We start from the raw sequence: 13,375 nt of genomic DNA on the forward strand, positions 1-13,375 counted from the left end.
GAGCATGGACATCGTTCTTGTCACCACGGTCATCACCTCGCTGTTCCTCGTGATCGGCGCCTCCGAGCCGTTGGCGGCGCGGCTTGCGCTGCCGCAAAGCGTGATTTTGGCGGTTCTGGGTCTCATGATCGGGGGCGGCGCGCTGTTCTTTCTGCGCACGGACCTGACCGATGCGCTGAACCCGGCCGCCGAGGCGATCCTTGGTCTGCCGATTCGGTCGAACGTGTTTCTCTATGTCTTCCTGCCGACGCTGCTGTTTCAGGCCACGCTGGGCATGAACCTGCGCCGCATGTTGGACGATTGGGTGCCGATCCTCGTGCTGGCGGTGGTGGCGGTCGTGGTGGCGACGCTGGGGGTGGGCTATGCGCTGTTCTGGGCCAGCGCGCTGCCCTTGGCGGCCTGCCTTCTGATCGGGGCGATCGTGTCGACGACCGATCCTTCGGCGGTGGTCTCGATTTTCCGCTCGATCTCGGCGCCGCAACGGCTGGCGCGGATCATCGAGGGGGAAAGCCTGCTCAACGATGCCGCCGCCATCGCGCTCTTCGGGTTGTTCATGGGCTATGTCATGCTGGGCTTGCCCGACCCCGAGCTGGGGGCCTCGCTGGCGCGCTTTCCGCTGCTGATCGCGGGCGGCGCGCTGACCGGCTGGCTGGCCGCGCGGCTGGCGATCTGGGTGATGGCGCGGTTCGCGCGCTTCGAGCGGGCGCAGATCTCCATCTCGGTCGCCTTGCCCTATCTCGCCTATATCGGAGCGGAACAAAGCATCGGCGCCTCGGGCGTCATCGCGGTGGTTGCCGCGGGGTTGACGCTGAACCTAGCCGGGCCGGGGCGCTTGCCGCCGCAGGCCTGGGCCAACCTGCGCGAGGTCTGGGATCTGCTGGCCTATTGGGCGGGGGCGCTGATCTTCATCCTTGCGGCGCTCCTGATCCCGCGCATCCTTGAAGAAGTGCGGGTGGGCGATGTGGTGCTGATCGCCGTGGTGATCGTGGCGGCGATCGCGGCACGGTTGGTGATCTTGTTCGGTCTTCTGCCCCTCCTGACACTGGCGCGCATCTCGCCCGCCGTGGAACGGCCCTACCGCGTGGCGATCTTGTGGGGGGGGTTGCGCGGCGCCGTGACGCTGGCGCTGGCGCTTGCCGTGACCGAAAGCTTCCGCGTGCCGATCGAGATCAAGCGGCTGGTCGGCATCCTTGCCACGGGCTTCGTGTTGTTCACGCTGATCGTGCAGGGCACGACGCTGCGGTGGGTGATCCACAAGCTCGGCCTCGACCGTCTGTCCGCCATCGACGAGGCGCTGTCGCGGCAGGTGGTCGCCGTGGCGCTGCAGACCGTGCGCGAGGATGTGGCCAAGACGACCGAGAATTATGAGCTGACCCGCGAGATCGTGCGCAGTGAGGCGAAACGTTTCGGCGACCGGCTGGACGAGGCGGTGAACGCGGCCGAGGATGGCGCCTATATCCTTGATCGTGACCGCATCACGCTGGGCCTGATCGCGCTGTCGGGCCATGAGCGCGACACGATCCTTGCGCGGGTGCGCGACCGCACTATTTCGGCCCGGATGGCCGACCGGGTGCTGTCGGATGCCGACCGCTTGATCGAGGGCGCGCGCACCAATGGCCGCAGCGGCTACCAGCGCGCGGCGCGACGCAGCGTCGCCTATGGCAAAGGCTTCCGTGCTGCGGTGATGTTGCACAGCCGGTTGCGCCTGTCCGCGCCCTTGGCACAGATGACCGCCGACCGGTTTGAACTGCTCTTGTCGCAGCGCCTGATCCTGCGCGATCTGGACGGGTTCATCGACGCCCGCATCCGCCGCATCCATGGCCGCCGGGTGGCCGATCTTTTGCAGGAATTGCTGACCCGTCGGGTCGAGGCGGTCGAGACCGCTTTGGAGGGGTTGCGCCTGCAATATCCCGGCTATGCCGAGGAACTGGAGCGCCGCTTCATCCGCCGCACCGCGCTGCGGCTGGAGGAACGCGAATATGCCGCCATGCGTGATGACGGTCTGATCGGGGCCGAGGTGCACACGACCTTGATGGAGGATCTCGACGCCCGCAGGGCAGGGGTGGAGGTGCGCCCGCGGCTCGACATCACCTTGCAGCGCTCGGAACTGGTGCGCCAGTTCCCGCTGTTCTCGGATCTCGACGAAGTAGCGCTCAAACGTCTGGGGCGTGCCTTTCAGACGCGCTATGCCAATGCGGGAGATGTCATCATCCGAAAGGACGGGGTGGCGAAAAGCGTGTTCTTCATCGCCTCAGGCGCAGTCGAGCTGGAGGTCGCGGGCCAAAGCTGGCGGCTGGGCCGGGGCGAGATGTTCGGGCAGATGGCGATCTTGTTGAAAAAGGCCCGCCGCGCCGAGGTGCGGGCGATTGCGCCGTCCACGCTGCTGGTGCTCGACGAGGCGCGGTTCCGGCGCCTTCTGTCGCGCAGCGAGACATTGCAGACCGCCGTGCTTGCCAGCGCCGAGAAACGCGGCATCTCGACCGAGGCGCTGTTGTCCGAGGTGGAAAACGCCGCCTGACAGCGCCCGGACTGCGTCAGACCGCGCTGTCGCGCAACACCAGCCGCATCTGTTTCTCGACCTCGATCAGCGCGAAGAACACCACGCCGACCGCCAAGATGAGCAGCCCGTCGACCAGCGGCACGGCTTGCGTGCCGAATATGGCCTGCATCGGCGGCAGGTAGGTGACCGCGCATTGCGCCAGCGTCACCCCGATCACGCAGGCCCAGACCGTGGGCGTGCCGCGCACCCCCGTCAGGGTCAGCGACGTGCCGTGCATGTTGCGGACGTAGAACAGGTAGAAGATCTCGAGCACCACCAGCGTGTTCATCGCCATGGTCTGCGCCAGCGCGACCGGATGGCCGGCTTGGGTCGCGTAGAGAAAGACACCGAAAACGGCCACCACGAACAGGGTCGAGACCAGCACCAGTTGCCAGACCAGCGCGCCCGTCAGCAAGGGCGCGTGGCGCGGACGGGGCGGACGGCGCATCGTGCCGGGCTCGGAGGGCTCGAAGGCCAGCGCAAGCCCCAGCGTAACGGCGGTGGCAAGGTTGACCCACAAGATCTGCACCGCCGTGATCGGCAGGGCCATCCCCGCAAACAGCGCAAGGATGATGGTCAGCGCCTCGCCCGCATTGGTGGGCAGGGTCCAGCTGATGACCTTCTTGATGTTGTCATAGACCGTGCGCCCCTCGCGCACCGCTGCGGCGATCGAGGCGAAATTGTCGTCGGCCAGCACCAGTTCGGCGGCCTCCTTGGCAGCTTCGCTGCCCTTGAGGCCCATGGCGATGCCCGCATCCGCGCGTTTCAGCGCGGGCGCGTCGTTCACCCCGTCGCCCGTCATCGCGACCGTCAGCCCGCGCGCTTGCAAGGCGGTCACCAGCCGCAATTTGTTGGCGGGCGACGTGCGGGCGAAGATGTCGGTGGTCACCGCCGCCTCGGCCAGCGCCGCGTCGTCGAGACGGTCGATCTCGGCGCCGGTCAGCACAGTGTCGCCGTTCTGCAACCCGATCAGGCGGCCGATGGCGCGCGCGGTCGCGGCATGGTCGCCCGTGATCATCTTCACCCGGATGCCCGCCGCATGGCATTCGGCCACGGCCACGATCGCCTCGGGGCGGGGCGGATCGATCAGGCCGATCAGGCCGATCAGGGTCAGGCTTTCCGTGAGCTCGCTTGCGTCGAGGCGGTCTTGATCCGGGGCCGCAGCGCGCAGCGCCACTGCGATCACCCGCTGACCCTCGGCGGCGAGGGTTTCGACCATCGCAGTCCAGTGATCGGGATCGAGCGGTTCGGGCGTGCCATCCGACCCACGCTGATCGGCACACAGCGCCAGCACCGCCTCGGGCGCGCCCTTGACATGGATCGTGCGCGCGCCCGCCGCGTCGGCATGCAGGGTCGCCATGTAGCGGTGCGCGGCGTCGAACGGGATGGCGTCGATCCGGGTCATGCCTGCCGTGGCGGGGGTGTCTGCGCCGGTGATCTTGCCGGCCAGCGCCAGCAGCGCCCCTTCCATCGGGTCGCCCTCGACGCGCCAATCCGCGTCAGTGGGATGCAGCGTGGCATCGTTGCACAGCGCGGCGGCTCGGGCGAAGTCGTGCAGCACCGGGTGGTCGTGCAGATCGGCCTCGGCCCCGTTCCAGCGCAGCACGCCCGTGGGGGCGTAGCCTTCGCCCTCGACAAGATAGGTGCCGCCCGCCGTCGCAAGGGCTGCCACCATCATCTCGTTGCGGGTCAGCGTGCCGGTCTTGTCGGAACAGATCACCGAGACAGCCCCCAGCGTCTCGATGGCGGGCAGGCGGCGGACGATGGCGTTGCGCCGGGCCATCGCCTGCACGCCGACGGCCAGCGTGATCGTCAGCACCGCCGGCAACCCCTCGGGGATCGCTGCGACCGACAGGCCGACAATGGCCATGAACAGATCGGCAAACGCCATCTGGCCGACATAGTAGCCGTAGGCCAGAACACTGGCGGCCACGATCAGCACGAACAGCGTCAGCCAGCGGGCAAAGCGGTCCATCTGCGCGACCAGCGGCGTGGTCAGCGTCTCGACGCTGCCCAGAAGGCCGCTGATGCGCCCGATCTCGGTGTCGCGCCCTGTCGCGGTGACGACCCCGCGCGCCGTGCCCGCCGCGATCAGCGTGCCGGAAAAAAGCATGCCGCCCCTGTCGCCGATCGCCGCGTCGGGGGCGACGGCGGCCTCGGTCTTGTCGACGGGCACGGATTCGCCGGTCAGGATCGCCTCCTCCGCCTTAAGCCCGCGCGCCTGAAGCACCCGCAGGTCGGCCGGCACCCTGTCGCCCGCCTCCAGCAAGACGACATCCCCCGGCACAAGCTCGGCGGCGTCCAGGCTGGTCCTTTTCCCGTCGCGCAGGACCGCCGACCGCGGTGCCAGCATGTCGCGGATCGCCGCCATGGCCTGTTCGGCCCGTCCCTCCTGGATGAAGCCGATCAAGGCGTTGGCGACCACAACGGCCACGATCACGCCGGTATCCACCCAATGCTCCAGCATGGCGGTGACGCAGGCGGCTGCGATCAGCACATAGATCAGAGTGTTGTGGAAATGGGCCAGAAACCGGAGGATCGGGTTTCGCGCCTTGGATGCGGGCAGGCGGTTCGGGCCGTGGTCGGCCAGATGCTGTGCGGCTTGTGTGGCCGACAGCCCCGCCTCCGTGCTGTCGAGTGCCTTCAGGACCTCGGCCACGGGCAAGGCATGGGCGGTCAGGATCTTGACGCCGGGTCGGTTCGTGTCATCGGTGGGCATGGCGGCAAGGATACTCTTTCCGGGCAGGACCGCAACCGAACACGGCCCGCGATCAGGTTGCGCGTGTCGTGGCGTATCTGAAGAGTCGGGCGCGACGCTGTGACAGGGACGGCACCGTTGCGGAGGCGGCATCGCAGGAGGCTGTGCGGCTGATGCGTTCCAAGGCTGCCGCGTGGGGAAGCGGTTGGGACCTTTGATGCCACATTATCCATCATTATAACTTCAGCTTATGTTTTCAGAAGTCATAAAATGTTCATTTATATTGCTGCGCATCATCTGCGCGTGGTTTGGTCTGGTCGTGGCACCACGGGTTGCGAAAGCCCGACAGCCCTGAACAGGAGAGATGCGATGAAACTTGCCCATACCGGGGGCCTCGTGGCGCTGAGCCTTGCCGCCACCACCCTGTCCGCCCAAGCCCAGACCGCCGAGATCCAGCCCAGCTACCGCACGGCGCTGGATGGCACCTTTGCCCCGCATGCCATGCCCAGCCTGTCGGGCGGCGTCGAAGGCTTCAACGTGGACCTCGCCACATTGATCGCGGATCGTCTTGGCGCGGAGATGGTGCTGGATGCCGCCCAGTTCTCGGGCCTCATCCCTGCGCTGCAGGCGGGCACCTATGATTTCTTGATGGCGCCTGTGACCGTGAACGCCGAACGGGCCGAGAACCTGCTCTTTACCGAAGGGTTCATGGACACCAATTTTGCCTTTGTCGTGCCTGCCGGGTCCGAGCCGCGCACCACGCTCGACGATTTCCGCGGCCTGACCATCGCGGTCAACCGGGGCTCGGCCTATCACACCTATCTGGATGAAGGTGCGGCGGAATACGGCTGGACGGTCGTGCCTTTCGGCACCAACACCGATGCGGTCGAGGCGGTGGCGACGGGCCGCGCCGATGCCAACCTTGGCGGCAACACCGTTTCGGCTTGGGCCGCCTTGCAGAACCCGGCGGTCGATCTGTCCTACGAGATCGAGACCGGGCTGGTCTGGGCGCTGGCCTTTCGGCAGGACGATGTGGCGACCCGCAACCTGATCGACAGCGTGCTGGAATGCCTGAAGATGGAGGGCGCGCTGGCCGAACTGTCCGAGCGCTGGTTCGGGGTCACCCCCGTCGAGGGAACCACCATCGTGACACCGACGCTGGGCTATGGCGTTCCGGGCTTTACCGGCTATCAGGAAAGCGACCACGCGCCGTCGTGCACCTTCGGCTGAGCCGAACCCGCCGCGCCCGGCCTTGGTCCGGGTGCGGCATCTTTTGACCCGAGGACTGCCCCCTTCATGACACGCCCAATGCTCGAACTGGTTGGCCTGAACAAACGGTTCGGGGACCTGACGGTGCTTCACGACATCCATCTGCGCGTGGGGCAGGGCGAGCTTGTCTTCGTCATCGGCCCCTCGGGGTCGGGCAAATCGACCATGCTGCGCTGCTGCAACCGGCTGGAGGAACCAACCTCGGGCTCGGTTCTGATCGATGGGGCCGACATTACCGCCTGTTCGCCGCGTGCGCTCAACAAGATGCGCCTGAACCTCGGCATGGTGTTTCAGGGCTTTCACCTCTACCCGCATATGGATGCGGTCGGAAACGTCATGCTGGCGCAGGTCAAAGCGTTGGGCCGGTCCAAGGACGAGGCGCGCGCGCGCGCGCTGGAAATGCTCGACCGGGTGGGCCTGCGGCACAAGTCGGACGCCATGCCAAGCGCGCTTTCGGGCGGCCAGCAACAGCGCGTGGCCATCGCCCGCGCGCTGGCGCTTGATCCCAAGGTGATGCTGTTTGATGAGCCCACATCCGCGCTGGACCCCGAACTGGTCGGCTCCGTTCTGGCGGTGATGAAGGATCTGCGTACCAGCGGCATGACCATGCTGGTTGTCAGCCACGAGATGGGGTTCGCGCGCGAGGCGGCCGACCGCGTGATCTTCATGGATGGCGGCGTGATCGTCGAGGAAGGCCAGCCCGAGGCGATCTTCACCAACCCGCAGGCCGAGCGTACGCGCGCCTTCCTGTCCCGCGTCCGGGGCTAGCGCGATGGACGGCCTCGACCGCTTTCTCAACACCTTCTTCAACGGCGCGATCTTCGCGCGCTATCTGCCCGACATGCTGGCGGGCGTCTGGGTCACGATCTGGTTGGCCGCCGCCGTGATCGCGCTGGGGTTGACCCTCGGCCTGTTGCTGGCCTGCCTGCGATCCTACGGAAACCGGGTGGTGAACCTGTGCATCATCGTGTTTGCCGACCTTGGCCGGGCGCTGCCGCCGTTGGTCCTGATCCTGATCATGTATTTCGGCCTTCCGGGTTTGGGCGTCCGGCTGTCGGGTCCGCTGGTGCTGATCCTCGTTTTGGGATTTGTCCTTGCCGCCTTTGCCGAGGAAATCTTCTGGGCGGGCCTCACCTCGGTCGCCCGTGGTCAGTGGGAGGCGGGGCGCGCCACCGGCCTTGGGTTCACCCAGACGCTGATCCATGTGGCGCTGCCGCAGGCGATCCGGCTGGCCATTCCGCCGCTCGTCAACCGGGTGCTGGCGATCTCCAAGATGACGGCGCTGGGGTCGGTGATCGGGGTGTCGGAAATACTCGCCGTCGCCTCGACCGCGCAAAGCTTCACGGGTTCGGCGGCTCCGCTGACGATGGGGGCCATCGCCTATGTGATCGTGTTCCTGCCGCTGGTCATCCTGACCCGCATCCTTGAACACCGCTACGCGTGGAAGGTCTGAGCGATGGAGGATTTCATCCGCCTGTTCCTGAACGTCGAGGTGATGCTGCGCACCTGGCCCTTGCTGAAACAGGGGCTTTGGATGACCGCGCAACTGTGCGCGGTGGTGATCGGGCTTGGGCTGGTCGGCGGGCTGTTCTTGTCGTTTCTCGCCATGGCCAAATCACGCTGGCTGCGCTGGCCGGCCTTTGTGGTGATCGACGTGCTGCGCGCGGTGCCGCCGCTGGTGCTGCTCATCTTCATCTATTCCGGTCTGCCTTTTGCGGGGCTGGACATCTCGCCCTTCGCCGCCGTGGCGGTCGCGTTCTTCCTGAACAATTCAGCCTATTACGCGGAAATCTACCGCGCGGGCATCCAGTCCATCCCGGCCGGCCAGACCGAGGCCGCGCGCGCCACCGGGCTGACCTCGGCGCAGGCGATGGCCTATGTCGTGTTGCCCCAAGCCGTGCGCAACGTGCTCCCCGATTTGTTGTCGAACACGGTCGAGGTGGTGAAACTGACCTCGCTTGCCTCCGTCGTGTCGCTGGCCGAGTTGCTCTACTCGGCCAATATGGCGCGCTCGCTCACCTATAATTCCTCGCCGCTCGTGATGGCGGCGCTGATCTATCTGGCCTTCTTGTGGCCGCTGGTGCGGCTCGTCAGCCGCTACCAGCGCAAGCTGGCCGTATGAACCACATCCCAATTCTCCGAGGAGGACAGACAGAATGCGCAAGATGATCGTGGGGGGTGCCCAGATGGGCCCGATCCAGAAGGCTGACACCCGCGAGGCGGTCGTGGCCCGGATGCTCGACCTGATGCAGCAGGCACATGCGCAGGGCGTGACCATGCTGGTCTACCCCGAGCTTGCCCTGACCACCTTTTTCCCGCGCTGGTATGCCGAGGATCGGGCCGACATGGATCATTGGTTCGAGAAAGAAATGCCCGGCCCCCAGACGCAACCCCTGTTCGATCTGGGCCGCGAACTGGGCATCGCCTTTACCTTTGGCTACGCCGAACTGACGGATGACGGGCATCATTTCAACACCTCGCTCGTCACCGACCGGCAGGCCAACATCGTGGGCATCTACCGCAAGATCCACCTGCCGGGTCATGTGGAATACGATCCCGAACGCACGCACCAGCACCTTGAAAAGCGCTATTTCGAACCCGGCGATCTGGGCTTTCCGGTCTGGCGCAACGAGGGCGTGGTGATGGGGATGGCGATCTGCAACGACCGCCGCTGGCCCGAGGTCTACCGCGAGATGGGCCTGCAAGGGGTTGAGTTGATCACCATCGGCTACAACACGCCATCCGTGAACAGCCAGAAGGGTGGCGAGGGGCTGCGCCAGCGCCTGTTCCATTCCGATCTGTCGTTGCAATCGGGGGCTTATCAGAATTCGACCTATGTGGTGGGCGTGGCCAAGGCGGGCGACGAGGACGGGCATCACTTGATGGGCGGCTCGATCATTGTGGACCCCGATGGCGAGGTGATCGCCCGCGCCGTGACCGAGGGCGACGAGCTGATCGTGGCTGAATGCGATTTCGACCGCTGCGCATTCGGCAAGGCGACCGTCTTCGACTTTGCACGTCACCGCCGGATCGAGCATTATCAGCGCATCGGGACACAGACGGGCGTCAAGCTCGAGGTTTGAGGGGGCGACAGGGTATGGACTTCGACACGGTCATCCACGGCGGCACGATCGCCACCCCGCATGAGACATGGGTGGGCGACATCGGCATCACGGCCGGGCGCATCACGGCCATGGCGGACAAGATCGCGGGCGGCGTGCGCCGGATCGACGCTGCTGGCCGGATCGTCGTGCCCGGCGGGATCGAGGCCCATGCCCATATCGCGCAAGAAAGCTCGGCCGGCTTGATGTCGGCCGATGATTACTACACCGGCTCCGTCTCGGCGGCGTTCGGGGGCAATTCCAGCTTCATCCCCTTTGCCGCGCAGCATCGGGGGCAATCCGTCGATGATGTCGTCGCCACCTATGACGGGCGGGCCGCGCCCAATTCGGTGCTGGATTATTCCTATCACCTTATCATTTCCGACCCGACACCATCGGTGCTGGAGGAGGAATTGCCGCGCGCCTTCGCCCGAGGGATCACGTCCTTCAAGGTCTTCATGACCTATGACCTGATGAACCTTGGCGACAAGGGCATGCTCGACATCCTGACCGTCGCACGCAAGCACGGCGCGCTGACCATGGTGCATGCCGAAAACAACGACATGGTCAAATGGATGAACGCGCGGCTGGCCGAAGCCGGTCTGACCGCGCCGAAATACCATGCCATTTCCCGCCCCGGCATCGCCGAGGCCGAAGCGATAAACCGCGCCATTTCGCTGGCCACGCTGGTCGGCGCAGGGCTGTTCATCGTCCATGTCTCGACGCCCGAGGGGGCGGAACTTGTGGCGCGCGCCCGCGCGGCGGGCCTGCCGATCCATTCCGAGACCTGCCCGCAATATCTGGCCTTCACCCGCGACGATCTCGACCGTCCCGGGATGGAGGGGGCGAAATACATCAGTTCCCCGCCGCTCCGCGATGCGGCCACGCAAGATGTGCTCTGGCGCCATGCCCGCACCGGCACCTTTGACAGCGTGTCGTCCGATCACGCGCCCTACCGGTTCGATGAGACGGGCAAATTCGTGAAGGGCCCAACGCCGCCCTATCCGGCCATCGCCAACGGGATGCCGGGGATTGCCGCGCGTCTGCCCTATCTCTTTTCCGAAGGGGTGGTGGCGGGGCGCATCACGCTTCAACAGTTCGTGGCGCTGTCCTCAGCCAATGCCGCGCGCGTCTTTGGCGTCACGCACAAGGGCGCGATCCTGCCGGGATATGATGCCGACATCGCCATCTGGGATGCCGAGGAGACGCGTGTGGTCACGGCCAAGGATCAGCATGACGCGATGGATTACACCCCGTTCGAGGGGATGCGCCTGACCGGCTGGCCGGTCCATGTGATGAACCGGGGCGACACAATCGTCGAGGGTGGCGAATTGAAAGCCGACAGGGGCAGGGGCCGCTTCATCGCCCGCGCGCCCTATGCCGTGCCGCCAAGCGCGCCCGTGGTGCCCGAAATGGACCCCGCCACCAATTTCGGAGCCATGATCCGGCCATGACGCGCATCCTTGTCATCAACCCCAATTCCTCTGCCGTGGTCACCCAGGGTCTGCGCGACGCGCTGGCAGGGTTTCAGGGCGCAACCTTCGACTGCGTCGACATCACCGAGTCCCCCGCCACCATCATGACCGAGGAGGACGTGGCCCGCGCCGGTATCCGCGTCGCCGAACGGATCATGGCCGACCCGGGCGCGGATGCCTATGTCATCGCCTGTTTCTCGGACCCCGGCCTTGATCTGGCCCGCAGCCTGACGACCAAGCCCGTGATCGGGATACAGGAGGCGGGCATCCTGACGGCCCTCGCCCGTGCTGACCGGTTCGGGATCGTGGCGCTTGGCCCGAAATCCGTCCCGCGCCACATGCGCAAGATGCGCACCATGGGGGTGATGGGGCGGCTGGCGGGTGAATTGGACCTTGGCGGGGTCAGCGCCGAGGATGCGGGCCATTCCGACGAGGTTTTCGCCCGCACGGTCGAGATCGGGATGCGGCTCCGCGATATGGGGGCGGGCGCGCTGGTGCCGGGCTGCGCCGGGTTCGCGCCGCGAAAGCGGGCATTGGAGGCTGCCCTCGGCATCGTGGTTATCGACCCGGTGCAGGCCGCCTGCGCCATGGCGCTGGGGGCTGTCCAGCCGTGAGCGCGCGCGCCACGCCCGAGATTTCCCTGCGCCTGCTGGAGATTTTCGCCGCGATGATGCGGGGCGGCACCACGGTGGAAACCGCCGAGGCCCTGGGCATCTCGCAACCCGCCGTGTCGGCCGGGCTGCGCCAGCTCGAGGCACAACTGGGCATCGTGCTGTTCGAGCGGACATCGCGCCGGATGACGCCCACCGCCGAGGCCGAGGCGCTGTTCACCGAGATCCGGCCGATGTTTTCCATGCTGCAGGGGTTCACCAAGACCGCGCGCGACATAAGGCAGGGCCTGCTCGGCCGTTTGCGCATCATCGCAACGCCCCCCATCGGCCACACGATCGCGCCGCTAGCGCTCAAGCATCTGCTGGCTGAACGCCCTGATGTTTCCGTATCTTTCGATGTGCGGCGGCTGGAACATGTGGTGGAGGCCGTGCACAGCGGGCGCGCCGATCTGGGGATCGCCATCACGTCGGAAAGCTACCCGTCGCTCCATGCCGAGACCCTGCACGAGACGCGGATGGTCGCGCTGGTCGCGGATGATCTGACGGCGCGCCCGTCGATCACGCCCGACGACCTGATCGACCGCCCCTTCATCGGGCTGGAGGTGGATTCGAAACTGGGCAGCCAGCTGCGCGCGGCCTTTCAGCAGCATGGTCACGGCTACCTGCCCCATATCGAGGTGCGCTATGTCTCGACCGCCGCCGAGCTGGTGAACCATGGCTTGGGCAATGCCATCGTGGACCCGTTCACCGCGCATTGCCTTGCCCGCCCTCAGGTGCAGATCCGGCCTTTCGACCCGGCTTGTGCCATCCGCGTGGCGCTGCTGACGCGGCGCGGCGTGCCGCGCAGCCAGTTGGTGACCGCCTTTGTCGCGGCATTGCGCCCCTTGTTCGACGCGCCCTTGCGGCGCCTGCATGCCTGAGGCCACCCCGATGTCCATCGACCTGTCCGCGCTGCCGCCCGCGACCCGCTACAAGCTGCTGACCGCCGTGGTCTTGCCGCGTCCCATAGCATGGGTCACGACGATCAGCCGCGCGGGCGTGGTGAATGCGGCGCCGTTTTCCTTCTTCAATGTCTTCGGGCAGGACCCGGCGCTGGTGGTGCTGGGGCTGGAACATCATGCGGATGGCGGCATGAAGGACACGACCCGCAACATCCGCGAGACCGGCGAATTCGTCATCAATCTTGTGTCCGAGGCGATGCTGGAGCCGATGGTGCGATCCGCGGCAAAGGTCGGCCCCGAGGTGTCCGAGCCCGAGCGTCTGGGGCTGAAGCTGGCCCCCTCTGCCCATGTCGCCCCGCCCCGGTTGGCCGATGCGCCTGCGGCGCTGGAATGTCGGCGGGTGGTCGGCCTGTCCTTCAGCGCCGAGCGCGAGATTCTCGTGGGCGAGGCGGTCGGGCTGGCCTGCCGCGACGGGCTGATCGATCCCGACACCTGGTATGTGGACTGGGGCGGCGACTACCCGGTCGCGCGGCTTTTTGCCGACCGCTACGCCCGGCTGGTCGAGGTCGACCGCCACAAGATCCCGCCCGCGATCTGAGCGGGCCCCGTAACCCCGCCCAATGGAGCGGCTTTTCCCTTGCCGCGTTTCGCGCCATAACCTGTTGGCGTTTCGCGTCAGGATGGGGTCGGTCGCAGGGTGCACCAGAAAAAACTTTACGCGCGCCATCATTTTGCGAAAGA

Annotated in this window: 11 protein-coding genes; 10 read left to right on the top strand and 1 reads right to left on the bottom strand. The window is 66.4% G+C overall.

Features of this window, described 5'->3' with window-relative positions; all coding sequences use genetic code 11:
- The first annotated feature begins 4 nt into the window (after positions 1–4).
- Positions 5–2,518 carry a cation:proton antiporter gene (locus C7455_RS01915; RefSeq protein ID WP_109666071.1) on the top strand — a complete coding sequence of 838 codons (2,514 nt, stop codon included), beginning with the start codon at positions 5–7 and terminating at the stop codon, positions 2,516–2,518.
- 16 nt (positions 2,519–2,534) lie between these two features.
- On the opposite strand, the gene C7455_RS01920 is transcribed toward C7455_RS01915, so the two are convergent.
- Positions 2,535–5,258: an HAD-IC family P-type ATPase gene (locus tag C7455_RS01920; protein ID WP_109664733.1), complete on the bottom strand. Its 2,724-nt coding sequence runs from the start codon at positions 5,256–5,258 to the stop codon at positions 2,535–2,537.
- A gap of 348 nt (positions 5,259–5,606) precedes the next feature.
- Between C7455_RS01920 and C7455_RS01925 the strand changes: the two genes are divergently transcribed.
- The 9 genes from C7455_RS01925 to C7455_RS01965 all read left to right on the top strand — a co-directional run bounded on the left by C7455_RS01925 (position 5,607) and on the right by C7455_RS01965 (position 13,232).
- A complete protein-coding gene (locus tag C7455_RS01925) occupies positions 5,607–6,467 on the top strand; it encodes a transporter substrate-binding domain-containing protein (protein WP_109664735.1) in 861 nt (286 codons plus the stop codon).
- Between the two features lie 78 nt (positions 6,468–6,545).
- Positions 6,546–7,274 carry an amino acid ABC transporter ATP-binding protein gene (locus C7455_RS01930; RefSeq protein ID WP_170118972.1) on the top strand — a complete coding sequence of 243 codons (729 nt, stop codon included), beginning with the start codon at positions 6,546–6,548 and terminating at the stop codon, positions 7,272–7,274.
- 4 nt (positions 7,275–7,278) lie between these two features.
- Positions 7,279–7,959, top strand: a complete 681-nt coding sequence (locus C7455_RS01935) for an amino acid ABC transporter permease (RefSeq protein ID WP_109664741.1) — start codon at positions 7,279–7,281, stop codon at positions 7,957–7,959.
- A gap of 3 nt (positions 7,960–7,962) precedes the next feature.
- Positions 7,963–8,628 (top strand): amino acid ABC transporter permease, encoded by a 666-nt coding sequence (locus C7455_RS01940; protein WP_109664744.1) that lies wholly within the window; start codon positions 7,963–7,965, stop codon positions 8,626–8,628.
- Positions 8,629–8,662: 34 nt separating this feature from the next.
- Positions 8,663–9,589, top strand: a complete 927-nt coding sequence (locus C7455_RS01945) for an N-carbamoyl-D-amino-acid hydrolase (protein WP_109664747.1) — start codon at positions 8,663–8,665, stop codon at positions 9,587–9,589.
- A 14-nt stretch (positions 9,590–9,603) separates the two neighbouring features.
- The gene (gene hydA, locus C7455_RS01950; RefSeq protein ID WP_109664750.1) at positions 9,604–11,061 is read left to right on the top strand and encodes a dihydropyrimidinase; all 1,458 of its coding nucleotides are present in this window, start codon (positions 9,604–9,606) and stop codon (positions 11,059–11,061) included.
- Positions 11,058–11,696, top strand: a complete 639-nt coding sequence (locus tag C7455_RS01955; RefSeq protein ID WP_109664753.1) for an aspartate/glutamate racemase family protein — start codon at positions 11,058–11,060, stop codon at positions 11,694–11,696. Before hydA ends, C7455_RS01955 begins: the two co-directional genes overlap by 4 nt.
- The gene (locus C7455_RS01960; protein ID WP_245904182.1) at positions 11,693–12,613 is read left to right on the top strand and encodes a LysR family transcriptional regulator; all 921 of its coding nucleotides are present in this window, start codon (positions 11,693–11,695) and stop codon (positions 12,611–12,613) included. The genes C7455_RS01955 and C7455_RS01960 overlap by 4 nt, the downstream gene beginning before the upstream one ends.
- Positions 12,606–13,232: a flavin reductase family protein gene (locus C7455_RS01965; RefSeq protein ID WP_245904183.1), complete on the top strand. Its 627-nt coding sequence runs from the start codon at positions 12,606–12,608 to the stop codon at positions 13,230–13,232. The genes C7455_RS01960 and C7455_RS01965 overlap by 8 nt, the downstream gene beginning before the upstream one ends.
- Positions 13,233–13,375 lie beyond the last annotated feature (143 nt).

It is taken from the genome of Roseicyclus mahoneyensis, assembly GCF_003148775.1.
In the GTDB taxonomy this organism is placed as follows: Bacteria; Pseudomonadota; Alphaproteobacteria; order Rhodobacterales; family Rhodobacteraceae; genus Roseicyclus; species Roseicyclus mahoneyensis.